We start from the raw sequence: 20,561 nt of genomic DNA on the forward strand, positions 1-20,561 counted from the left end.
CACCCGGCGACGGTGGCGAGGGTCGAACGCCTGCTCAACCGTAGACCTAGAAAATCACTCGGATTTAAAACGCCCAACGAGGTCTTTCAGGCTCTGGTCAGACGCGGCTGAATGTTATGCACTGGGGAGTTGAATCTGCGCGGATATAACTTCGCTCCCAACGTAGAAACATGTTGCAGAGGGTCCGGTAACGTTCCGGAGCCCATGTATGCATGTCGTCCTCACTCTAGACAGGGGTCGGAACCGGCAAAATTACGTGGCACCGTGGCGATCCGTCAAGCGTGCGGATGTGGCTCGATCATGCTCTACGAACAGGTCATCATCTGTCGGAGAGATTTGAGCTCTCGGATGGATGGGCTATTCGGTGAGACGCGGGGTCCGTCGTTCGCCTACCAGGCAGGACCAGGCGAGCAGTTCGTTACTGTGGCTTGTTGACGTTGGCGTTGCCGCCAGTGGACGGCGTGGGGCTCAGATTTTTCTTGGGAATGACCGCGGTGCTCGCACAGGTGCCGGCTTCCTTCTGTAGGGTGCGGTCCACGATCCGTACTTCGGACAGGACCTCGTTGACCAGTCCTTCGCGGACGATTTCGATATCCTGCTCGGCCTCTTTCCCCGTACGCTCACGGATGCGGTCGGTCGACCGCTCCGTGACTTTCACCCGGATGAGTTTCGAAAGTTCCACGCGTGCAGCCAGGTCGGCTGAATGTTGGCAGAGCGAGAGCCCCTTTGAAAGGTTTCCATATCCGATTGCACGGACGTAGCCATCGTCGGATTGTTGAATTTCGGCTAAGGGAACATGGATACCGGCCTTGTTTGATGGAGCCTGCCCGGACGACTGGTCCACCGCGGCAGAAGGCTGAGACTGTGGAGAGGTTTCAGTTTGAGTCTGCGACTGCTCCTGCGCATGGAGCTGTTGAAAAGCTTTGTCCGCATGCTGGCGCACGATGTCGGGGTTGCGAGGCGGCGCTGGCGGCGTCGAGCAGCCAGGGAGCCATAACAGGCTACACCACAGCAATACGATGCCTCGTAATCGTGTGATCCAGAGGCTCTGTACAAGCGTAGAATAAAAAATACCTGCGCCCTCCAAGCTCGCTCGTACTTTTTCTCAAGGGGTGGTCTGGCTCTATCCCCTATTGCGCGCATCGACCGAGCACATTCTGATCGTGCGCGTTCCGCGAGCATGCAATCTAATGCTCCCTCAAAGCTCGCTCGTGATCTCTTCAGGGATGGGGGCTGAGTGATCTTCTACTGCGCGCGTCCAACGAGGGCCTTCCGAGGCCGCGCGTTGCGCGAGCACAGAAGACCCTCAGGCTCCATCCCCCTATGTCTCCATCATCTCCAGCCGCGCATCGAACTCATGCCCGCAAGCCGTGCAACGAATGCAATCCGACTCGACTGTAAATTCGTCTGACCTGATTCCCATGCCACCGCAGTCCGGGCAACGTGCGAGCTGAATCCGTTGATCGTTCACCGTTTCGTATTGCGAGCCACGGAGACAATAGATCGGCTTCCCATCGAGCAGCCATGGCTTGCCCGCATTATCGACCACCGGCAGCGTCAGATAATGATGGTTCACATAGTCTTCGAGTTCATGCCGGTTGGCGAACCCGTCCTGGATCAGCTTCCCCCCGACCACCTCGTAGAGCCTGTTCTCTTTCACGATTGCCTTGGTTGGACCCATGTCGCACCTCCCCTTCTGATAAGAGCGAATGGCTGATCGCTGATGGCATGAACAAGAACGGCATCTCGCAAGATGAACTGCATGGCACGAACGACGGACAACCTGTCGTTACATCACTCCCGAATAGTATCGAAGAATGTTGCTCACAGAAATCACGCCGATGATCGCTCCATCCTGAGTCACGGCCAGATGCCGCGTGGCTTGGTTCTTCATCAGCCGTACCGCATCAAGAATAGACTTCTCGCCATCGATCGCCACTAGCGGATTCCGCATACAGGATTTAACGAGCGTCGTATTGGGATCCAACCCCTTGGCAACGACCTCGCGGGCCAGGATCGAATCGGTGATGAAGCCCACGTAGGACTGGCGATCCGTCACGAGAAGCGAACCCAGCTTCCATTGCTGCATCAGCTGCCCCGCGTCTCGCAGGCTGGCATCTTGCGACACATTCCTGATTTCGAAGGACATGTGTTCGGCCACCTGAGGGCCGGTGAGGACCTGCCGACCCGTCTTGTGTTTCTTGGGTTCGTCGGATCGGCGCGCTTCCAGCTCGGAGATACAGGTTTCTAAGACCCGGCTCCGCTGCAAGAGGCTTTGCCGCAGGCTGTCCATGCCAGTGCCTTCCGGCGCCTCATCCGTCATATTCACCAATCCACCAGCCTCGCCCACCTCTGCATATTCGTAGGCCTCCAACGACTCGGAGGTCTCCCCCAGCAGATCGGCAATCAATCGCTCTGTTTCCAGATCGAATTCATCCAGGCTGCGCGTCGGTGTGCCCTTCCCCAGATAGGGCGTGAAATCGGCGAGTTGCTTGCGCAATCGCTCGATGCTGCGGTCAAGAGAGACTCGTGGCTTCTTGGGAGTGGTGCGCGTCCGGTCCATGGCACCTCCTTATGATGATGTAACTGGCGAGAATGGCCGATCTTACCTCCGCTGGATCAGCAAGGGCAAGCGGCCAACATCATAGGAAGGGCATTTCGTGAGGAGAGCGCGAGTCTCAGCCGTGGAAGAATGTCAAAACGCGAGGTAGTGACAGGGGCCGAATGTCCGGCGGCATCCAACCAGGTACAGATATCCCAGTGACTCCACCTGAACGGGTTTGCTCCATCGGACCTCAAACACGTTCACCGTCTTGCCCCATCCAAAGCGGGAGGTATGGACTTCGATCGATTGTGTATTCTGAGGAGCTTTGCCCATGACCAGCAGGATTCCATCCTTGCTCCGGTTCAATGCAAAGGCCTCTCCCTGTTCAATCACGACGGACTGGTCATCATCGGCTTCGAGGACCTCATAGGTACACATCGACCGATACTCGACGCGCGCCTCACCACGGCGAGCCGGCGGAACCGTCGTCGCCGACAGCACAGCTGAGGCCTGCTGGAGATCGAGATCTTCCACATGTTGTTCTTGCGCGATGATCGCCGCACTGAGAGAACACATTGCGTCGAGAGTCTGCGTCGCCATCTTCAGGCCTCCAGTCTTGTTGAGCGGGGTGGATGTCCTCGTGAGTCTTGAAGAAAGAGAGCAAACACCGTACCGCACAGCAGAGAGAGCCGACCGCCTGATTATCAGGCCTTTCGATGTATCGCCCCCTGGTTCTAACTGGAGAGGCCAATCCCTACGAAGGGATGCGACTGCACCATTCGGGATCGAAATCACTCTATCTCGTCGATTTCACAGAGGTCTTCCTGCTGTAGTCATCGTCCTACAACCCCAAGGCGATTCCTTCACCGTAGGATTCGTGATCACGAAAGGGGGATAATGGGCAAGTGAGCCCGTCAGATTGGAAGAATGGCTAAACGGAAGGTATGGCGTGAAGTGCGATAAATCGCTTGAGTTGCAAGGCACCCGTGAACGTCAGATGCATGAATTCCAATCCGAATGTCTGTTCCTTCGCCCAGCGGACCGTGGCGCGTTCAACGGCGACCGGTGCGAGCTGTTTGGGTAGCTGCAAGGTCACCATCACCTGATCGCCCGGTTTGATGGAGGCTTCGCTCGACACGCGGGCTCCCTTCATCGAGACGTCGTAGACTACGCCGATACCAAGGCTGTCCTTGCTGAACCAGCGTGTCACGCCTTTTCGAGCGATTGAACAGGTAAAGGGGACGGGGATGCGGAGCCTGGCATGCTCGCGAAAGTTGATGAACTTGTCTTTACCTGCGCTGTCGTTTCCCATACGTTCCCTCACCTTCCTGAGGCACACTGTACACAAGGTCCCACCGATCGAGAAACGATTTGTGGATTTCAGGACAACCCTCTCGCGATGATTTCGCTAGCGCAGGCCTGAGGGGGGATGCGGTTGTTCGGAAGTCGGCGCGGCCAGTTGCGCCGCATGCCGGAGCGCATCGAGCCGTCTGGCATGGTGATGGTCCGGCGGCAACAACTGCAACACACCGAGCCCCGACAGCACCTTGGTCACGACTGGCTGCATCCCTACGAGCACCAGATGCTGGTGATAGGACTGGGCCATGCGAATCATGTCCTCCACCGCCAGAGCCGCCGTGCCATCGATGGCCGGGACATCTGAAAGGTCCAGCACGACGACCCGGAAACTGCTCCACCGCGACACGCCTTCAAGGCGACGGACCATATCCTTGGCTGAGCCAAAACTCATCGGACCGTCGATATGGATGAGAATGATCTGGCCCTCGTGGCGCCCGAGTACGGCGGCTTCCTCTTCGGTGAGCGAGGATTCCCCCGTCCGGTCGGTGATCACCCGGAGGTTCATCAATTCAAGATCCGCCATCCGTTTCACAAACAGCACACTGGCCAACACCAGGCCGACCGCCACGGCCATAATCAGGTCCGCTAAGACGGTCATGCCGCAGACCACCACCATGATCGTCACATCCGCGCGAGGCGCTTGGACGGCATGTTTGAGGAAGCGCCAATCGATGATGTCGACGCCGACTTTGACAAGGATGCCGGCCAAGACCGCAAGTGGAATCCGTTCCGCCAAGGGCCCGAGCCCGAGGAGCACCACCAGCAGGATCAGAGCATGGAACGATCCCGAGATGGGCGTCCGCCCGCCGGTGCGAATATTCACGACGGAGCGCATCGTGGCGCCGGCGCCCGGCAACCCCCCGAAAAAACCGGCCACAGCGTTGCCGATCCCCTGCCCGATCAACTCGCGATTGGAATCGTGGCGGGTGCGGGTCATGTTGTCGCAGACCAACGATGTCAGCAGACTATCGATACTGCCAAGGACCGCCAGCACGATGGCTTGGCCGATCACCACCTTGACCGCATCGAGATGCAGACTGGGAAGGACCTGTAGAGGGAAATTGGTCGGGATCGGTCCGATGACGGGCGCGCCTGGAAAGGCGACAACACCCAGGATCGTGCCTGCGAGCAACGCGAGCAAGGGTGGCGGGACAATCTTTCCGAGCCGCTCCGGTGTGCCGTAGACACAGGCCAACGAGACCAGACCGAGCACCAGCGCATCCACGATAGGATGGGCCACAAACGATGGCAGCATGACCAGCGTGGTGAGCACTCCCCCCGATTGAGCCGCATGACCGACGAGCGGACCGGCCTGAAGGATGATGATGATCATGCCGATCCCGCTCATGAATCCTGAAATCACGGGATAGGGCATCAGGGTGATGTATTGGCCGACGCCGCTCAGGCCAAGGAGAATCTGCAAGCCTCCCCCCAAGATGACGGCGGTAAAGGCCAGCGACGGCTCCTGTCCGAATTGCGCAATGAGCCCGGCCATGACGACGGTCATCGGGCCGGTGGGACCGGACACCTGGGCCGGAGTCCCGCCGAACAGCGCGGCGAAGAGTCCGACGAAGATCGCGCCATAGAGCCCGGCGGTCGCACCGGCTCCGGATGCCACCCCGAAGGCCAGCGCCAACGGCAACGCGACCACCGCCGCCACGAGACCGCCGTAGAGATCACCGCGAAGATGTTTGAAGGACAGGCCGTGGATCAAGGACACAGTGCGTCGACTCCAGAGGTGTTATAGCCTGTCGTAACAAACTCGGTGGTGAGAGTCCATGAAAACAGTGCATCACCGTCACTGCATTGAGCGGGAACAGACGGAACCTCTGAACGGATTCGCTTACTTGGCGCAGCAACTGGACGAGCCAGCTGCGCCCTCGGAGGGAAGGAGACGGTCGAGCAGGAAGTAGACCGGGCAAAAACCCGTGATCCCGCTCTGAATCAGCGTGACACCGATCACCACCGGCAGAATCAGCCAATGGGCGCTGACGTAATGTCCCAACGCGACTCCAGCCGTCACGACAATTCCCACGACTGCATCGTGAATGCGTCTCTTCTGGTTCATGCTTGGCCCTCCTCGGTGGATAATATTCTGACACGTCTTCGAACGATGCCTGGCCGATCAGGCTAGACTCGACACATGAACCTGTCAAGATTGCATCGCCTCTGATTGCCCCGCGCGGAGCCGCCAAACCGACGTGGTGCGTCTATATCTTGATTCACTTATATAAGGCGATGGATTCCGGCAGTGAAACCAATGTGTATGATTGTGTCAAACAGGGGACACCTTTGCATACAGTTCTCCATTAGCCCTTATTCTGAAGATGACTTTTTCTAACGCTTTTCGCTCGGAAAGTAGACGATCTGCCGTGCACATACTCCGTGGTTTACTTTTTGCTCTCACCTATATTTGACCGCGTTTATCCCTGGGAGACAATGATCACATCCAGGATCGTCGCACGAGTGAAACAACGGGAAGGAGGCCAGGATGCCGCATTATCGTCAGACGTTTCTATTCGCCGGGCTAGCAGGGGCGCTCTGTTCTACCGCACTCATTGGTATCGCTGTGGCGGACGATGGAGAGAGGGATCGGGGAAGAGACCGAGAGATGTCCTTTACGCGGATGTTTCCTGAGTTACCTCCCTTTGCGCCGCAGACCGATGCGGCTCGCGACCAGGCCAAGAAGCTGGGAGAAAAAGGCGGCCTCATCGATGCCCTGGATATCCTCAGCGATCCGGTGTTGTCGATTACGAATCCTGCCCAGTTCAGTCCGAATAATCCCGACAATCCCAATATGACGGCGGGCATGACGTTCCTCGGCCAATTTCTCGACCACGATATTACCTTCGATCCGAACTCTCCCTTGCTCGAAAAAACCAATCCCAAAAAGACCACCAACTTTCGGACGCCGAAGTTCGATCTGGACAGTGTGTATGGCGGCGGGCCGGAACGGTCCCCGGAGTTGTATGACCTCAGTTCCGGCGTCATCAAGTTGCGCGTCGAGGCCATCCCCGGGTCCGAGCAATTCTCGCGCAACGGAGCGATCCGATTCGATCTCCCGCGCGATCCGAATACCCTCTCAGCGTTTCTGGGAGACAGGCGCAACGACGAGAACGTGATCCTCTCGCAGCTCCATGTGGCGATGCTCCGGTTTCACAATGCAGTAACAGACCGGCTCCGTGCCGACCCAACGAACGCCGGAGAGTCAGCCGAGAAACTGTTCAGGGAGGCTCGACGCCAGGTCCGCTGGCACTATCAATGGATCATCCTGCACGATTTTCTGCCGCTGACCATCGGGCAAGCGCGCGTGGATGACATATTGAATAGTGGAATCCGCTTCTATCGGTTCGATCGAGACAATCCGCAGATGCCGATCGAGTTTTCGGTGGCGGCCTATCGGTTCGGCCATTCACAAATCCGTCCCAGCTACCGCCTCAACTTCGGACGTCCCGATATGGGGCACAATCCATTCTTCGTGTTTCTCTTCGACGATGCCCAGGACCCCAACGATCCGGATCCAAGCGACCTGCGTGGCGCAAAACGCGCGCCTCGCCGGTTTGTGGATTGGCAAACGTTCTTTAACTTTGGCGATGGAAACGTCCGCCCCAATAAGCAAATCGACGGCACACTCTCCACTGTCGTCATGTTGCTCCCCGGCTCACGGGGACCTGCTCCGGGCTTGCCGGCCGACGGCGTGCAGTCCTTGGCCTCGCGCAATCTGATGCGCCACGTCAATTTCGGAATCCCGTCCGGTCAGGCGATTGCGCAAAGGATGGGACTTCCGGTGTTGACGCCGACGCAACTGAATGCGCTCACGCCCTTTGGAATGGAACGGAGCACACCTCTCTGGTTCTATATTTTGAAAGAAGCGGAGTTGATGGAACAGGGTCTTCGCTTAGGACCTGTGGGAGGCCGCATCGTCGGTGAAGTATTTATCGGTCTCTTGAAGGCCGATGACACCTCCTATCTGTCCGCCAGGCCACATTGGACACCCGTATTGCCCTCTGCGACGCCGGGCGAGTTTCATATGACCGACCTGCTGACGTTTGCCGGGGTAGTTCCCCCGTTGAACTAACGACGGGGACACAGGGACGGTCGGGAGTCTTCATGGCCCAGTGCTGGCGAGAAAAGACTCCCGACCACTGTGCCATGCTCGTACGGTCCACGCCTCGCCACCTCAGCAATCAACTCCTCACCACTCACCATCGTTCATCCAATTCTCCGGAGGCCCTGGTATCGCCTGTCAGGGCTTCCGACCGCTCACCGCCACGGTGGCATAGTAGATCGCCCAGGCGTGAGGATCGTCGGCGAAGCGGCAATACAGGTCGAGGTCCTCCTCCGTCACGACGCCGGTTGCCAGATATTTCTCGCGTAATTGCAGCGCCGACATCTTCATGATCGTCGCCATACCGGACCCGCCGGAGGAGAGGGGCGCGTCATTCTCCACCATCAGCCCGGTCACACCTCTGTGCTGCAAGAGCGAGGGCAACGTAAGCCCCAGCGCATAGTCCATCCCCAATGCGTCATACATCACCTTGATGGCCTGGTTGACTCTATGCACCGCCTCCATCTGCGTGAGCTCGCCCATCACGCCTCGCGAAGCAGAAAAATCAGGCTCTTCCAATATCAGCCATCCGCCCGGTTTGAGGGATGCGAGCATCCGCGACAACGCCACTTGAAAGTCAGGCAGATGGATGAGCACGTACCGGGCATGGACGAGATCGAATGACGCGTCGCCCAGCGGTATCGTACGAATGTCGCCTTGCCGCACCGCCACATTCGACGGCCATGCACCTGGCAGAAACTTGGTGGAGAGATCGACTGCTTCCACTCGCCCTGTCGCCCCAACCACGTTGCTCATCCAACTGAGAACCGACCCGGCCCCGGGCCCCACCTCCAAACATCTCCAGCCTGGTTGTACGCCAGCGGCCAGCAATCGCCGCCGACTCGCCGGATCGAACACCCGCTCGATGGCGCGAAGCCGCTCCAGTTCCCGTTGATCTTCGACTCGATGAAAGACGTACTCCGGTTCTGTCATATAACCCCCGCGATACCCGTGACGAGCACTAGCCTGCGACAAGAAAGAGCATACGCAAAAAATTGACAAACGGATAGTCGCAGGAACGACCTGCTGCACCGACAAGACGAGCTATTATTTGAGAAACCAGACCCGTGACCTCGTCATGAGCTCGGCTAGGTTTCCAACCTCCGACCTCGAAACACCTGAGCACTGGCTCTTTTCTGCAGATCGACCATCACCCTGATACAATCGACTTCACAGGCTGACGCGCTCTCTATTTCCACGATACTATCGTCGGCCAACGCCTGGCACACAATGGAATCATCGGCATGACGTGGGTCGTCTATATCGTGGAATGCTCGGACGGCAGTCTCTATACCGGCATCACGAACGATCTCGCGCGGCGAGTGGAAGAACATGGGACAGGCAAAGGCGCCAAATACACGAAACACCGCGGTCCGGTCACCGTACGATATACCGAGCATCAGGACAGCAAAGGCGCGGCGCTGACACGTGAGGCCGCGATCAAATCACTCCGGAGAGGAGACAAACTGGCACTGATCGCCGCTCAGCCCCAGACCGAACGATGCCGCGCCACCCCTCAGCAGAAAACGATCCGATAACCCGGCAGACACCACTACCGCCTCGACAGACTGCCGGTCAGCGTGGCCCGGGGGCCATCCCGCCGTCTGGAATCTGTACCGCAATCGAAAGGGCATGCCCGTCGGACGCAACCTGTGCCGCGACCTTGTCGCCGGTTTTCAATCGTCCGCCCGCAACGCCCGTGATTTTCGTCTCCGCGGTCACGCGCAAGCGCAGTTCCCGACCGGAGACCTCCTTCACAATGACTTCATCGCCTTCCCAATACATCACATCGGCCTTGACCGCAGTGGTGGCGGCCGGCTGAGCTTCCTCTGCGGCTTGTGATGGAGTGACAACGGCAAGGACGAGAAACAGAGCAAGAAGAATGGGCATGATGAATCCTCCTTCTGTTCTTAGACTACTGGCCGCTCAAATCGCTGTCAATCGGCTGGCCTCGTGGCCCTCCAGGCCAGTGCCATGGCAAGCAGCAATAAAACGGACGCGAGCAGAAACGGCGCGCCGGGGAAATGCAGGGACGTGCTGAGCGTTGAATCCTGAGTGCTGAGAGAGGAGTCTGAACGGATGAAGAAGGCGAAGGTTTGCGTGAAGAGACTTGGTCCGATGAGACCGGCGATACCGGAGAGGCTCGCAATGGCCCCTTGGAGCTGGCCCTGTTCCGAGGCGCTCACGCGGCGGGTCATAAAGAACTGCGCGGACGGACCAGCCATGCCCCAGAAGGCCATGACCGGAATACCAGCACAATAGATCCACCCGTTGGGTGCAAAACCATATACCGAAAACCCGATGGCTCCGCAGCCCAATCCCATCAGCAAGGTCCTGCGCTCCCCGACCCACCTAGTCAGAGGCTTGATCAGGACACCCTGCACCAGCATCGTACTGACACCGGACCCGGCCAGCATGAAGCCGATCGCTGTCGCATCCCAGCCATAGCGATACCCCACATAGAGCACAGCAACACTGGGCAAGATCGCATGCGCGAGATAGCCGAGGAACACGACGGCTGCCAGGCTGAAGAGTTCGCGGTGCGACCGGAGGAGTACGAGCGAGCCGACCGGATTGGCCCGCTTCCATGCAAAGGCCATACGTTTCTCGCGCGGGAGCGATTCAGGCAGAACGAAAAATCCGTAACAGGCGTTCACCAGGCTGGTCGCCGCTGCGCCCCAGAACGGGAGACGCGGGTCGATCACCCCAAGCAAACCGCCCACTGCAGGGCCAAGCACAAAGCCTAAGCCGAAAGCCGCACCGATCATCCCGAAGCCGGCGGCTCGTTTCTCCGGCGGCGTCACATCGGTGATATAGGCGCCGGCGGTGCTGAAGCTGGATGAGGCGATGCCGGAAATGGCCCGACCCACGAAGAGCCAGGTCACGCTCGGCGCGAGTGCCATGAAGATGTAGTCGAGGCCGAGGCCGAGATTCGACAGCAGCACGACCGGCCGCCGCCCGAAACGATCCGAGAGCGCGCCTTGAATCGGCGAACAGACGAACTGCATGAGCGCCCAGGCCGTGCCCATGAGGCCGTACATCACGGCCGCCTGCGCCGTATCGCCCCCCATGAAGTCCTCGACGAGCTTCGGCAAGACGGGAATGATGATCCCGAACGAGAGCACGTCGAGCATGACGGTGATGAGGATGAAGAGGATCGCGGCTTGCCGCGGCTGAGTCGGTGTAACAGATGGAGCGATCGTCACCAGTCGGCGCCCAGTCGATCGATAACGATCTGATGCACCACGGAATATTTCCCCAAGGTCGCCAAGTAGACGGCGGTCTCCGCAATATCGAAGGGATCGATCTTCTCGCTCCGGAGAATCTCATCCGGCGGCGCATCGACGAGTTCGTCTGCCACGCCGCTGGGACAGATGGCACTGACTTTAATGTGATGGGGCCGGCCTTCGTCGGCCAGCGATTTTGTCAACGCCTGAACCCCGTGCTTCGAGGCGCTATAGGCACCGGTGCCGGCCCAGGCCTGTAATCCGGCGACGCTCGACATATTGATGATGGTGCCTCCGCCCTGCTGCTTCATCTGTGTGAATCCCGCCCGGCAACAAAAAAACGTGCCGCGCAGATTCACGTTCAAGACCTCGTCAAACGCCTTGGTCGTCGTTTCGGCGAGCCGCCCGCCCGCGATGCCCCCTGCATTGTTCACGAGAATGTCGAGCCGCCCATAACGCGTGACCGTCTCATGGACCAGCCGTTCCACCTGGCGCTCATCGGCCACGTCGGTCTGAATAGCCCAAGCCTCGCCACCACTTTTCACAATCTGTACGACCGTCTGTTCGCAGAGCGCCATCCGCCTAGCCGTCACGACGACTTTCGCCCCTTCGGCCCCAAACCGTAGTGCGATCGCCTTGCCGATGCCGCTGCTGCTGCCAGTCACAATCGCGACTTTGTCTTTGAGCCGGTGCATGTGATTGCTTTAATCCTCCGGTGCGCCTGTATCGTCATAGTACTTTTCTCGGTAGATGGGGCAGAGGCCTTTTTGCTGCAGCAATGCCTTGGCCTCGGCGATCATGGCGCTATTCCCACAGAGATAGACGGCCAGATCCTTGACTGACGCGATTCGCTCTTCGATCAATCTGAGAACGCGGCCTGAGGGACCCGACCAGCCAGGTTCGGGACGGGACAATGTCGTGACGACGGTAAGAGTCGGATTCCGTTTAGCCAATTCGGCCAACTCATGCTGATAATACAGGTCCCGCTGGCTGCGCAGGCCCCAGAACAAAGTGGCCGGTCTCGGATCGGGACATTCCGCATTCGCCAGCAACATAGACCGGATCGGCGTGATACCGGTGCCGCTGGCGATGAACAGGAAATCGCGCCCCGGATCCTCTCTCAGATAGAAACTCCCCGCCGGTCCCTTAAAGGATGTCTTATCCCCCACCTTGAGGTCGAACAGAAATCCTGAGCCCGCTCCGCCCGGCACGAGATTGAACAGCAGGGTAATGACGTCGGAGCGGCTGGGCTGCGAGGCGATAGAATAGGCCCGCGTCATGAGACGACCGGTCTGCGGATGCGGCATCTCGAAGGAGATGAACTGACCGGGCTTGAACGTGATGGACTTCGGCTCGATCAATCGCAAATCAAGCTCGCACACGTCCTGCGTGAGATGCGTGACCGACTCGACTTGCGCGGTAAAGGTTTCGACCGACATGGCGGAAGATTCTAGCAGGATGAGGAAAAGATCCGCCAGATGGGTCCTCCCACAAGGATCAGAATCCGACCGAGACGCCCGCCGTTCCCAGCAGCGCGGCGCGATCGGTCGGTCCATAGAATTCGGTGCCGAGCCCCGCGTCGAGCACGACGCGCGAGGTGAGCTGATGGCGCAGGCCGATTTCACATCCCGTGTTGTTGCGTTGGCCGCGCTGGTCCGACTGCCTCGTGTACAGGCTGACGATCAGCGTGTCGCGGAAACTGTCGGGATACCCTAAGGGGTAACTCACGGCTGCGACCGCACGATAGACCCCCGGCCGCTCCTGCCCCTGTGGCGAGCCCAGAATCGTGTAACCCGCATTGAGGTGCGCGCGGAGCCGCCCGAACGAGCGGGTGAGGATGCCGGTCATCTGGGTATCCACGCCTTTGGAGTTCACACCGGTGGGGAGATCCGTCTCAACGCGGACGGCGAAGGCCGGCAGAGTGATTGTTTCCGTATTAAAGTTATAGAGCAGACCCAGATGCAGGTCTCCGGACTTGGTGGCCCCGACGAGGGTGTTCGGCTCGGTGACGAGGTCGCCCTGGATTTCGATCTGTGCGTTGTCGAAGGCACCATAGATGATCTGCGGTTGGAAAGTGACACGCGTACGGCCCTCCCGCCGATCGTTGAAGCGGACGCCGCTCTCCATCCCGATTTCCCCTTTTGGGATGGCATAGGCGTCTTCCATCCCGATCGGCCTGTTCGGGTCGAGATTGTCGTGATCCAGGGCGAAGCTCGGCAGAGGCCATAGCCCCAGCAGGAGCACGACGAACGGTCTGATGGCGCGTAGGACCGGCTGATTCAATGGTGGTGCTCCTGCTCCTTCACAATCATGGGATTGGTCGCATCCGCGCTCGCCAGGTAATAGGCATTCAGAATACGGTAGATCTCGGTCCGCTTCGCGTCCCAGGTCGGCAACTGTTCGCTCGCGAGGATGTCGCTGATGTTGTCGTGCAACATATGGAGGTTGTCGAAGATGTTGGCGATCTCCGGATAACGGGCAGCAAACGAAGGACTCAATTCGGCCGTGAGCGGCATGAAAGTCCATGCCACAGGCGGCTGCTCAAGATAGCGGCGATAGGTCGTGAGAATAGGCCGCACCGCCTGCGTCTTCGCTGCGAGATCGGGTGCGGCCTGCAAGGGATCGTACACGGCGACTTGCAGATAGTGGTACGACCAGATCGTGGCATTGAAAAGCGGGAACCGGTTGCGGAACGTCTTGGAATAGGGAAACCGATCAAGGCGGTGATGGTCCAGCCGCTTGGCCGTGATGGCGTAGGCGCTCTCCTGGTAGTACGCCAGCACGTTTCGAATGGCGCGGTCTTTGTTTGGCTCATCCGAAGCCATGATGTCGTAGGTGGCGCGATGCAGGGCATGGGCTTCGTCGAAGGTATTCTGCGCGCGCCAGGCCAGCTTCATGTAGGTCGGAGCGATGGCCTCCTCGTTAGGATTGATGCGGGGCTTGGTGGCGATGAAGGCCAGCGTTTCTTTGCGGGCCCGGTCTTCGATAGCCAGGACATCCTTGCCGCCTGTCAGGAGGAGATTTTCGTACAGATTGGAATGGCCGAAATCGACCCCGTTGAACTCGCTGTCGAGTTCAGCCAGATCCTCGCGCAGCGAGAAGTTCCACAGCGCCCGGTAGTAGAACCGCTTGTCTCGCGGCTCGAACTGGCTACAGGCAGTCAGAGCGAGAGTCGTTGCCGCAATCATTAGGAAAGTGGCGCTGCTGGCCCATGTATCGCTCACTTAAATCCCACGACCATGCCATCCGGTCCGGCCAACCGGGCGACTTGCGTCCGCTTGAACCCGGCTTCTTTCATCCACGTTCGGCAGTCCGCACCGGTGAAGTCGAATCCGCCGGGCGTTTCGATGAGCATGTTGAGGCTCATGAGCAGCCCGAACGCATTCTGTTTCCGCGCGTCGTCGATGAGGGCTTCGTGAACAATGATCGCACCCTTCGGCGACAGCGCATCATAGGCCTTGCGGAGGAGCAGCCTCTTCTCGTCCAGATTCCAGTCGTGAAGGATATGCCCCATGATGATCACGTCGCACGTCGGCAAGGGGTCGTTGAAGAAATTTCCAGAGTGAAAGCGCAGCCGCTGCGCGACGCCCCGTTCCCGCGCGTAGGCCTCGAACACCGGCTGCACGACCGGCAGATCCATCCCCCCGCCCGTCAGATGTTTGTGCGCGAGCGCGATCTCAACCGCGACGCCGCCTTGCGCACAACCGACATCCACAAACGTCTTATATTTTTTCCAGGGAAACTTCTTGGCAATGATCTGTGCGGTGCCGATGCTCAAGCCGGTCATGGCCTTGAGGAACCCCTCCAACCGTTGAGGATCGGCATACAAGGTACCGAAAAAGTCCTCGCCTGTCTTCACCTCGTTCTGCGGCTTGCCGGTGCGAAGGCCCTCCGTCAGCGAACCCCAGAATGGATAGAGCCGTGCGTTACACATTTCGAGGATACCGCCGGCATACGAAGACTTCGATCGATCCAGAAACTTAGCTGTCTCCGGCGTATTTGCGTACCTCGCTCCAGTCCGCTTCAACATGCCGAGAGCCACCAACGCATCGAAAAAGTCCTTCGCGCTGCGAGGATGGAGTTGGAGCCGCTTCGTCAATGCCCCCTCATCTAGCGGTCCTTTGGCGAGTTCCGTAAAGAGCCCGAGCTCAATCGCGCTGAGAAGCGTCTTCGATCCCCAAAACCCCATCCCGAGTTGCATGATCTTCGCCGGAGTCAGTCGGCCTGTCGCCATTGAATCGCTCCTTTCCTATCCATTCGTTCCACCCCCGATATCGTTGAGATAGTCGGCTTCTTCCTTGAGATGCTGCCTGATGGCTTGCTGAGTGGGTCCCGCTACAGCCCGGTCACGCCAGAAACCGTCGAGGGCTGCATTGATCTCTTGTGCATTGAGCCCGTGGGAATCCTGGTCCCGTTTATATTCCAGGTAGGCCACGATGGCCTCGGCTTCCTCTCTAGTGAAGACGGAGAGCTGGCAACGCGCATGATCCCGCCAGGTCATCGCCCCATACCGCTGCGGATTCACAAACGCCGATTTGCCAACCCTCTTCTCATAGATTCGTTGCCCCGCAGGAATCTTGAGGACCCTGTCTGAAAAACCATTCGTGAGATGAAACACCGGATCGGCAGTCTGCAACCGCGCTTCAAGGTCTGCGATCAGATAGGCCGGGAGGAAATACCTGAAGCCCCCTTCGGAGAAAAAACTGAGCGCGGTATAGCTCGTATCCAGAATCGCAGGATCAAGCTGTGACCAATCGGCGATGCCCATAAACGGGACAACCGACTCGCCCGGCTCACAGCCCTCGTGGCTGTCCTGCAGAAAGGCGTCACAGGGACGCTCTGTCTCGCGAAAGGCCTGTCGAATATGCTCGATGACTTGCCGTCTGTCAGGCATGACGCTTCCCCTTCGCGTTTCACATTGATCCATCTGTCGGAAAGCCTATCCGAATGGAAGAGGAGGAGGCAATATCATGCCGCGCTATAGAGATCTCTTCGAGACAATCCTCTGCAGCTCAAGCGTATGACATGCTTGGTTCCCATGGGACAACAGCACGAGACTCTGCCGAGCCTGAAGCAGGAAGGAGTACACCTCGATCACGCATACGATTTTTAGAGGCATCGGGATCAGAGTGATGGAGGAAAGAGAGGTGGGCTGGTCACAGATGGGAAGGCCTCCCGAATGGCCTCACACGTGCGTGCTACCGAAATTTATACGACAGCCGACGAGGTAGAGCGCGCCCTGCGATTCTTGTCTCAGGGGTTTCGTCCAACAGACTTCTGCCAAACAGACTGCGTTCTTGATCGCTGAGTTGCCGGTTTGGATTTCCAAGAGCTGCCCTTTGGTTGGAGCGACGCCGAGCAGGAGCCGCAGTCCGGTCGGACTGTCGCTCACTGCCGTGCCATGCCCCTCTTCGAGTACCACACCATCACGATCCACCGAACGCATCAAACCATAGGTACAGGGACTCACTCTCTGGTTTCGAGTTTCCCGTCGACGCTCAACTCGAAGAACAGGTCTACTCTGCCAGGAGATATCATGCATCGCGTGCTCGACTGCTGGCACGCCTGCCTTCCGCAGCAACGATTTCCCAAACGACCGTACGTACTCCAAGATCTGCTTCATGCGCGAACTCCACCTCTACAACGAATGACATCGCCCCTGCCCGGCATTCTCCCATCCGGATTGTCGGCTTTCGGCAACTGTGACGTTGTAATACAACGCGAGCGCGATTGTATAGAAAACAAAAGGGTTCCCTAAAACTACGTAGGCCCTTGCGCCATGTACATTGCGAAAATTACCCACACGCATAAGTCTTCCACTGACAGCAGCATGCCGCGATCTTCACGTATCCATTATTGACCGATCGTTCCAATATGTGATATGGTCCTTTCGCGTGAGAAGAGGATGGACATCGCATGTCTCGCCCAAAAAAATTCAACCCGGATGAGGCGCTTGAGAAGGCCATGCAGGTCTTTTGGCACAAGGGCTATGAAGCCACCTCGATGGAAGATCTGCTCAACGCGATGGGCATCAATCGCGGGAGCCTCTACGCCACCTTCGGCGACAAACGCGAACTATTCCTGAGGGCCATGGACCTCTATTGCTCCGGCGGCGGCATCGGCAACAGGCTCTCCATCTTGAGCCAGCCGGGCCCGGCACTTCCTCTCATTCGCCAGTTCATCGGCGCCATGCTGGAATTCGGCCTCTCCGATCCGTTACGCCGAGGCTGCATGATGACCAACACGCTGGTAGAACTGGGGCCACATGAGAAAGACATCGCCCTGAAAGTGTCGGGACGGCTGCAGATGGCGGAAGAGGGCTTCTTTCAGCTGCTCGCGCGCGCGAAGCACGAGGGAGAACTTGCGAAACACAAAGACCCTCGTGCGCTGGCTCGGGTCCTGGTCACGATGATGCAAGGCACCATCGTCATGATCAAAGCCGGCACGCCGGCCGACGTAGTGAGACAGACTGCGGAGACGGCATTGTCGATTTTGGATTAAACAACATCTCTTTTTGATCTGTTCGGAATGCTCGCTCGTGACCGATGACTGGAGGAATGCCCATGCCGCTGGATGATCACCCAACGGTCCAACTGGTCCGAGGAAAACTCTCCCACCGATCTACCCAGGTTTCAGCGAGCACATTGAATGCGGAATTGCTCCGGAAGCTCTGTCTCGATACAGGGGCCGACGACGTGGGCTTTGTGGAGCTGGAACGACCGGCTCTGGGCGATCAACGCGACGATATCCTTCACCTCTTCCCGCAGACTAAGTCCTTCATCAGTTTCGTCGTGCGGATGAACCGCGAACCGATTCGCAATCCGGCTCGGTCAATCGCCAACCTAGAGTTTCATCATGCAGGCGATCGCGTGAATGACATCGCCCGAACCATCGTGGAGGCACTTGAGGCTCGCGGGGTGCGAGCCTTGAACCCCTCGATGGGATTCCCGATGGAAATGGACAGATTTCCCGGAAAAATCTGGGTGATCTCCCACAAACCGATCGCAGTAGAAGCTGGACTCGGCCAGATGGGCATTCACCGGAATGTCATTCATCCAAAGTTCGGCAATTTCATGCTCTTGGGCACCATCGTGCTGGATGCCGAGATCAGCGCCTACGACAGCCCCATCGCCTACAACCCCTGTCTCGAATGCAAACTCTGCGTGGCGGCCTGCCCGACAGGCGCCATCGGGGCCGACGGCCACTTCGATTTCTCCGCCTGCTACACGCACAACTACCGGGAGTTTATGGGTGGCTTTACCGATTGGGTCGAACGGATCGCGGACAGCCCAAATGCGACGGTATACCGGCAGAAAGTCAGCGACGCCGAAACCACCTCCATGTGGCAGAGTCTGTCCTTCGGCGCCAATTACAAAGCGGCCTACTGTCTCGCCGTCTGTCCCGCTGGAGAGGAAGTCATTCCGCCGTTCTTGGCTAATCGTAAGGCCTTCACCGCCGATGTCGTGACACCGCTCCAGGACAAGATCGAGCCGATCTACGTCGTGCCAGAGTCCGATGCCGAATCGCACGTGGCCAAGCGCTTTCCCCAGAAGACCGTTCGACGGGTCGGCAACGGCCTTCGCCCCTCCTCCATCGAGCAGTTCCTGGCCGGCCTTCCCCACGCCTTTCAACGAGGGAAAGCAGAGGGTCTCGACGCGACGTATCACTTTAGCTTCACCGGTGCCGAAACGCGGCAAGCCACAGTTACTATTCGCAACAAGAACATCTCAGTGCAGGACGGTCATATTGGCACCCCGCATCTGCGCCTCACCGCCGACAGCCAGACATGGCTTCGGTTTGTACGCAAAGAAGGCAGCCTCATCTGGGCCTTGCTGATACGCACGATTCGTCTCACCGGCTCGCCGAAGCTGCTAATGACGTTTGGTAAATGTTTTCCGTCGTGAAAGAGATCGATTGCCATGGCCGATGACGCTTCCAATCAGGCACGTGAAACGGTGGAGGCGATCTACCGCACGGAATCGCGGCAGGTGCTGGCCACCTTGATCCGCCTACTGGGCAACTTCGACGTAGCCGAAGAGGCGATGCACGAAGCCTTCGCCATTGCCGTCGAACAATGGTCACGGGAAGGTATCCCCGCCAATCCCAGAGCCTGGCTCGTCTCAACCGGTCGTTTCAAGGCCATCGACGGCATGCGACGCCGCGCCCGACTGGATGCATCGGTCGCGGAGCTCGCCAAACAACCGGAACTGACAACGAGGCTCGATGCCGAGCCACAAGAGGACGAGCATGTCGAGGACGACCGGCTCCGATTGATCTTCACCTGTTGCCATCCGGCCTTGGCACCGGCAGCACAGATGGCCATGACATTGCGCGAAGTCTGCGGCCTCACCACAGAAGAAATTGCGCGCGCATTTTTGATCAAGCCCCCAACCGTCGCGCAGCGCATCGTGCGGGCCAAGAACAAAATCCGCGACGCCCGCATTCCCTACGAAGTGCCGTCCGAAACAGAATTGCCCGATCGACTGGACGCCGTGCTCCGAGTGGTCTACCTCGTCTTCAACGAGGGCTACTCTGCCTCATCTGGCGACGCAGTCACACGTCACGATCTCAGTGGGGAGGCCGTTCGTCTGACGAGAGTCCTGACCACACTGATCCCGCACGCAGAGGTACTGGGACTGCTGGGGCTCATGCTCTTGCAAGACTCACGGCGGGCCGCTCGCACCTCAGCCACTGGCGAACTGATTCTCTTGGAAGATCAGGATCGGTCGCTTTGGAATCGTGAGCAGATTGCAGAGGGCGTAGCGTTGGTGCAGCGGGCCTTCTCGATAGGCCAGGTCGGACCCTATACCGTTCAAGCTGCGATCGCAACCGTACATGCACAAGCCCCGACCGCCGCCGCAACGGATTGGCAGCAGATCGTCGAACTCTACAGTCTCTTACTCCGAGCAGAACCCTCGCCGGTCATCGAACTCAACCGCGCGGTCGCCGTGGCGATGCGCGATGATCCGCTCGCCGGTCTGGAGTTGGTCGATGCCATTCTGAAGAGAGGCGATCTGGACGCCTATCACTTGGCCCATGCCGCGCGAGCGGATCTCTGCCGGCGGCTGGGACGGACGAAAGAGGCCCGCACCTCTTACCAACGAGCCCTGAGCCTGACACAGCAGGAACCGGAGCGGCGGTTTCTGGAAAAACGGCTGGCCGATTTGACGAGTTCAATCGGCTAGACACATCTGGATGCAGGCTCGTAAGCACTTGATTCAGATGGACTAATCCTTGTCCATTCCAAGAAGGTTGAGGCGATGTCGATTTTGAGATCTCCCAGCGACAATCTCATGACAGCAGGATGAAGGACTCATTGGAG

At 58.5% G+C, this 20,561-nt stretch carries 22 protein-coding genes; 5 read left to right on the forward strand and 17 right to left on the reverse strand.

Features of this window, described 5'->3' with window-relative positions; genetic code table 11:
• Nucleotides 1-418: 418 nt before the first annotated feature.
• From Q7U76_09780 to Q7U76_09810, 7 genes are all read right to left on the reverse strand, one after another.
• Nucleotides 419-943 (reverse strand): hypothetical protein, encoded by a 525-nt coding sequence (locus Q7U76_09780; protein MDO8356665.1) that lies wholly within the window; start codon nucleotides 941-943, stop codon nucleotides 419-421.
• Between the two features lie 378 nt (nucleotides 944-1,321).
• The gene (locus tag Q7U76_09785; GenBank protein ID MDO8356666.1) at nucleotides 1,322-1,681 is read right to left on the reverse strand and encodes a hypothetical protein; all 360 of its coding nucleotides are present in this window, start codon (nucleotides 1,679-1,681) and stop codon (nucleotides 1,322-1,324) included.
• Between the two features lie 108 nt (nucleotides 1,682-1,789).
• Nucleotides 1,790-2,563 (reverse strand): CBS domain-containing protein, encoded by a 774-nt coding sequence (locus Q7U76_09790; protein ID MDO8356667.1) that lies wholly within the window; start codon nucleotides 2,561-2,563, stop codon nucleotides 1,790-1,792.
• A gap of 132 nt (nucleotides 2,564-2,695) precedes the next feature.
• A complete protein-coding gene (locus Q7U76_09795; protein MDO8356668.1) occupies nucleotides 2,696-3,145 on the reverse strand; it encodes a hypothetical protein in 450 nt (149 codons plus the stop codon).
• 331 nt (nucleotides 3,146-3,476) lie between these two features.
• Nucleotides 3,477-3,857, reverse strand: a complete 381-nt coding sequence (locus Q7U76_09800; protein ID MDO8356669.1) for a PilZ domain-containing protein — start codon at nucleotides 3,855-3,857, stop codon at nucleotides 3,477-3,479.
• Between the two features lie 96 nt (nucleotides 3,858-3,953).
• Nucleotides 3,954-5,624, reverse strand: a complete 1,671-nt coding sequence (locus tag Q7U76_09805; protein MDO8356670.1) for a SulP family inorganic anion transporter — start codon at nucleotides 5,622-5,624, stop codon at nucleotides 3,954-3,956.
• 123 nt (nucleotides 5,625-5,747) lie between these two features.
• Nucleotides 5,748-5,972 (reverse strand): DUF2892 domain-containing protein, encoded by a 225-nt coding sequence (locus Q7U76_09810; GenBank protein ID MDO8356671.1) that lies wholly within the window; start codon nucleotides 5,970-5,972, stop codon nucleotides 5,748-5,750.
• A gap of 423 nt (nucleotides 5,973-6,395) precedes the next feature.
• Between Q7U76_09810 and Q7U76_09815 the strand changes: the two genes are divergently transcribed.
• A complete protein-coding gene (locus Q7U76_09815) occupies nucleotides 6,396-7,982 on the forward strand; it encodes a heme peroxidase family protein (protein ID MDO8356672.1) in 1,587 nt (528 codons plus the stop codon).
• Nucleotides 7,983-8,150: 168 nt separating this feature from the next.
• Here Q7U76_09815 and Q7U76_09820 read toward each other — a convergent pair whose 3' ends face one another.
• Nucleotides 8,151-8,945 (reverse strand): methyltransferase domain-containing protein, encoded by a 795-nt coding sequence (locus Q7U76_09820; protein MDO8356673.1) that lies wholly within the window; start codon nucleotides 8,943-8,945, stop codon nucleotides 8,151-8,153.
• A gap of 311 nt (nucleotides 8,946-9,256) precedes the next feature.
• Here Q7U76_09820 and Q7U76_09825 point away from each other — a divergent pair, with 311 nt between their 5' ends.
• Nucleotides 9,257-9,550 carry a GIY-YIG nuclease family protein gene (locus Q7U76_09825; protein MDO8356674.1) on the forward strand — a complete coding sequence of 98 codons (294 nt, stop codon included), beginning with the start codon at nucleotides 9,257-9,259 and terminating at the stop codon, nucleotides 9,548-9,550.
• Nucleotides 9,551-9,587: 37 nt separating this feature from the next.
• On the opposite strand, the gene Q7U76_09830 is transcribed toward Q7U76_09825, so the two are convergent.
• The 9 genes from Q7U76_09830 to Q7U76_09870 all read right to left on the reverse strand — a co-directional run bounded on the left by Q7U76_09830 (nucleotide 9,588) and on the right by Q7U76_09870 (nucleotide 16,676).
• The gene (locus Q7U76_09830; protein ID MDO8356675.1) at nucleotides 9,588-9,902 is read right to left on the reverse strand and encodes a hypothetical protein; all 315 of its coding nucleotides are present in this window, start codon (nucleotides 9,900-9,902) and stop codon (nucleotides 9,588-9,590) included.
• Between the two features lie 47 nt (nucleotides 9,903-9,949).
• The gene (locus Q7U76_09835) at nucleotides 9,950-11,218 is read right to left on the reverse strand and encodes a TCR/Tet family MFS transporter (protein ID MDO8356676.1); all 1,269 of its coding nucleotides are present in this window, start codon (nucleotides 11,216-11,218) and stop codon (nucleotides 9,950-9,952) included.
• Nucleotides 11,215-11,934 (reverse strand): SDR family oxidoreductase, encoded by a 720-nt coding sequence (locus Q7U76_09840; protein MDO8356677.1) that lies wholly within the window; start codon nucleotides 11,932-11,934, stop codon nucleotides 11,215-11,217. Before Q7U76_09840 ends, Q7U76_09835 begins: the two co-directional genes overlap by 4 nt.
• Before the next feature lie 9 nt (nucleotides 11,935-11,943).
• Nucleotides 11,944-12,678: an FAD-binding oxidoreductase gene (locus Q7U76_09845; protein MDO8356678.1), complete on the reverse strand. Its 735-nt coding sequence runs from the start codon at nucleotides 12,676-12,678 to the stop codon at nucleotides 11,944-11,946.
• A 58-nt stretch (nucleotides 12,679-12,736) separates the two neighbouring features.
• Nucleotides 12,737-13,522: a transporter gene (locus tag Q7U76_09850; GenBank protein MDO8356679.1), complete on the reverse strand. Its 786-nt coding sequence runs from the start codon at nucleotides 13,520-13,522 to the stop codon at nucleotides 12,737-12,739.
• Nucleotides 13,519-14,427, reverse strand: coding sequence for a hypothetical protein (locus Q7U76_09855; protein MDO8356680.1), 909 nt, complete (start codon nucleotides 14,425-14,427; stop codon nucleotides 13,519-13,521). Before Q7U76_09855 ends, Q7U76_09850 begins: the two co-directional genes overlap by 4 nt.
• A 32-nt stretch (nucleotides 14,428-14,459) precedes the next feature.
• Entirely contained in the window at nucleotides 14,460-15,473 is a 1,014-nt protein-coding gene (locus Q7U76_09860) for a methyltransferase (GenBank protein ID MDO8356681.1), read from the reverse strand.
• A gap of 15 nt (nucleotides 15,474-15,488) precedes the next feature.
• Entirely contained in the window at nucleotides 15,489-16,133 is a 645-nt protein-coding gene (locus Q7U76_09865; GenBank protein ID MDO8356682.1) for a hypothetical protein, read from the reverse strand.
• A 291-nt stretch (nucleotides 16,134-16,424) separates the two neighbouring features.
• On the reverse strand, nucleotides 16,425-16,676 hold the full coding sequence (locus tag Q7U76_09870) for a hypothetical protein (GenBank protein MDO8356683.1): 252 nt from the start codon (nucleotides 16,674-16,676) through the stop codon (nucleotides 16,425-16,427).
• Between the two features lie 479 nt (nucleotides 16,677-17,155).
• Between Q7U76_09870 and Q7U76_09875 the strand changes: the two genes are divergently transcribed.
• The 3 genes from Q7U76_09875 to Q7U76_09885 all read left to right on the forward strand — a co-directional run bounded on the left by Q7U76_09875 (nucleotide 17,156) and on the right by Q7U76_09885 (nucleotide 20,424).
• Nucleotides 17,156-17,740, forward strand: a complete 585-nt coding sequence (locus Q7U76_09875) for a TetR/AcrR family transcriptional regulator (protein MDO8356684.1) — start codon at nucleotides 17,156-17,158, stop codon at nucleotides 17,738-17,740.
• A 62-nt stretch (nucleotides 17,741-17,802) separates the two neighbouring features.
• Nucleotides 17,803-19,143, forward strand: coding sequence for an SCP2 sterol-binding domain-containing protein (locus tag Q7U76_09880; GenBank protein MDO8356685.1), 1,341 nt, complete (start codon nucleotides 17,803-17,805; stop codon nucleotides 19,141-19,143).
• Between the two features lie 15 nt (nucleotides 19,144-19,158).
• Nucleotides 19,159-20,424 (forward strand): RNA polymerase sigma factor, encoded by a 1,266-nt coding sequence (locus Q7U76_09885; GenBank protein MDO8356686.1) that lies wholly within the window; start codon nucleotides 19,159-19,161, stop codon nucleotides 20,422-20,424.
• The last annotated feature ends 137 nt before the right edge of the window (nucleotides 20,425-20,561 follow it).

The organism is Nitrospirota bacterium (assembly GCA_030645475.1).
GTDB lineage: Bacteria > Nitrospirota > Nitrospiria > Nitrospirales > Nitrospiraceae > Palsa-1315.

What these genes read in the sequence shown, in the direction of transcription:
- Q7U76_09880 (MDO8356685.1), top strand. Translation starts at nt 17,803, where the DNA reads ATGCCGCTGGATGATCACCCAACGGTCCAACTGGTCCGAGGAAAACTC.
- Q7U76_09825 (MDO8356674.1), top strand. Translation starts at nt 9,257, where the DNA reads ATGACGTGGGTCGTCTATATCGTGGAATGCTCGGACGGCAGTCTCTAT.
- Q7U76_09845 (MDO8356678.1), bottom strand. Translation starts at nt 12,678, where the DNA reads ATGTCGGTCGAAACCTTTACCGCGCAAGTCGAGTCGGTCACGCATCTC.
- Q7U76_09790 (MDO8356667.1), bottom strand. Translation starts at nt 2,563, where the DNA reads ATGGACCGGACGCGCACCACTCCCAAGAAGCCACGAGTCTCTCTTGAC.
- Q7U76_09855 (MDO8356680.1), bottom strand. Translation starts at nt 14,427, where the DNA reads ATGATTGCGGCAACGACTCTCGCTCTGACTGCCTGTAGCCAGTTCGAG.
- Q7U76_09810 (MDO8356671.1), bottom strand. Translation starts at nt 5,972, where the DNA reads ATGAACCAGAAGAGACGCATTCACGATGCAGTCGTGGGAATTGTCGTG.
- Q7U76_09875 (MDO8356684.1), top strand. Translation starts at nt 17,156, where the DNA reads ATGTCTCGCCCAAAAAAATTCAACCCGGATGAGGCGCTTGAGAAGGCC.
- Q7U76_09840 (MDO8356677.1), bottom strand. Translation starts at nt 11,934, where the DNA reads ATGCACCGGCTCAAAGACAAAGTCGCGATTGTGACTGGCAGCAGCAGC.
- Q7U76_09800 (MDO8356669.1), bottom strand. Translation starts at nt 3,857, where the DNA reads ATGGGAAACGACAGCGCAGGTAAAGACAAGTTCATCAACTTTCGCGAG.
- Q7U76_09830 (MDO8356675.1), bottom strand. Translation starts at nt 9,902, where the DNA reads ATGCCCATTCTTCTTGCTCTGTTTCTCGTCCTTGCCGTTGTCACTCCA.
- Q7U76_09795 (MDO8356668.1), bottom strand. Translation starts at nt 3,145, where the DNA reads ATGGCGACGCAGACTCTCGACGCAATGTGTTCTCTCAGTGCGGCGATC.
- Q7U76_09815 (MDO8356672.1), top strand. Translation starts at nt 6,396, where the DNA reads ATGCCGCATTATCGTCAGACGTTTCTATTCGCCGGGCTAGCAGGGGCG.
- Q7U76_09865 (MDO8356682.1), bottom strand. Translation starts at nt 16,133, where the DNA reads ATGCCTGACAGACGGCAAGTCATCGAGCATATTCGACAGGCCTTTCGC.
- Q7U76_09785 (MDO8356666.1), bottom strand. Translation starts at nt 1,681, where the DNA reads ATGGGTCCAACCAAGGCAATCGTGAAAGAGAACAGGCTCTACGAGGTG.
- Q7U76_09860 (MDO8356681.1), bottom strand. Translation starts at nt 15,473, where the DNA reads ATGGCGACAGGCCGACTGACTCCGGCGAAGATCATGCAACTCGGGATG.
- Q7U76_09885 (MDO8356686.1), top strand. Translation starts at nt 19,159, where the DNA reads ATGGCCGATGACGCTTCCAATCAGGCACGTGAAACGGTGGAGGCGATC.
- Q7U76_09820 (MDO8356673.1), bottom strand. Translation starts at nt 8,945, where the DNA reads ATGACAGAACCGGAGTACGTCTTTCATCGAGTCGAAGATCAACGGGAA.